This is a genomic window from Acidipila rosea, from assembly GCF_004339725.1.
GTDB lineage: Bacteria > Acidobacteriota > Terriglobia > Terriglobales > Acidobacteriaceae > Acidipila > Acidipila rosea.
The window spans coordinates 1-1,303 of the sequence record NZ_SMGK01000013.1 but is presented as its reverse complement, the minus strand read 5'-3'; the positions used below and the strand labels follow the sequence as shown (position 1 = coordinate 1,303).

Sequence of the window (1,303 nt, the reverse complement as noted above, 5' to 3'; positions counted from 1 at the left end):
CATGACTCCTCCGTTATGTGCCCTCCAGAACGCCCACCGCCCTCAGCCATGCGGCTTCTCGTTGCATCCGCCACATAATGGCCAGCGGAACATAAAGCCGAGTCCATCCGCACTCAGGGCGTATTGTCTCCGCTGCTGGTGCGGCCTCTCACCGAAAACGGCTTCGAGATCGTAGCAGGAGCAAGGCGTTACCGCGCCGCGCAGATAGCGGAACAGTCAACCGTGCCTGTCCGCATTGTCAATCTCTCTGACGCCGCCGCGTTAGAGGCTCAATTGGTTGAGAATCTGATTCGGTCGGAAATTCACCCGATGGAGGAAGCGCAGGGATTCCGCGCTTTGCTGGACTTAGACGAACCCAAGTACAGCATCGAGCAGATTGCGGCGAAGGTTGGGAAATCGCCCGTCTTCATCGCTTCGAGGTTGAAGCTAGCCGACCTCGCACCCGCTGCCGTGGAAGCCTTCTATGCCGATGAAATCGGCGTCGGTCACGCGCTGCTACTGGCGAAGCTGCCCGCCAACGTGCAGGAACAAGCGCTCTCCGCTTGCTTCAAAGAGGTCTACAACAATGGAGCCAAGCCAGCGCGTATCCTACTACCTGTCCGCAACCTGCAATTCTGGATTGACAGCAACGTCCTTCTCGTCTTGAAAGATGCGCCGTTCAACAAGCGGGATGCGCAGCTTGTTCCCGCCGCTGGCAGTTGTGCCGACTGCCCCAAACGCACAGGCCATAACAAACTATTGTTTGGCGATGACCTCGGCAGACAGGGCGACCGATGCACCGACCCCGGCTGCTACGCTGCAAAAGTCTCGGCACACGTCACCGCGACCATCGCAGCGAAACCGGAGCTGGTGCAGATCAGCACGGCCTACGGTGGGCAGAAGGAAGGTAGCCCGGTACTCCCGCGCAACAAGTACACCGCGATTCAGAGTGAGAAGGCGAAAGACAAGCAGCAAGCGCAGAGGCCGGAGTACAAGACGTGCAAGTTCACTACCGAGGCCATCATCACCGAGGGTAGCGACGTTGGCACCATCCAAAAGGTATGCGCCAATCCGACTTGCCCCGTCCATCATCCGAAGCAGCCAACCAGCCGCAACGATGAGAAGTGGAAGGCCGAGCAGGAGAAGCAACGCAGGGAACAAGCCATCGCCAACACGACCGGGCTTCGCGTCCTCGCCGCCATCGGCGGCGCCGTTCCGGTTCGCCTGATTGGCGTGCCCGATGTTTTGTGCCGTTGGATGAGTTAGTGTAGCGCAGCTATTTCTGAGTTCAAGTAGCCGCCGTCGGGGGTGTGGGGAAGTGGGA

At 59.3% G+C, this 1,303-nt stretch carries 1 protein-coding gene; it reads left to right on the top strand.

Annotated features, from left to right (window positions below; all coding sequences use genetic code 11):
* The first annotated feature begins 105 nt into the window (after positions 1-105).
* A complete protein-coding gene (locus tag C7378_RS17580) occupies positions 106-1,245 on the top strand; it encodes a ParB/RepB/Spo0J family partition protein (RefSeq protein ID WP_341539166.1) in 1,140 nt (379 codons plus the stop codon).
* The last annotated feature ends 58 nt before the right edge of the window (positions 1,246-1,303 follow it).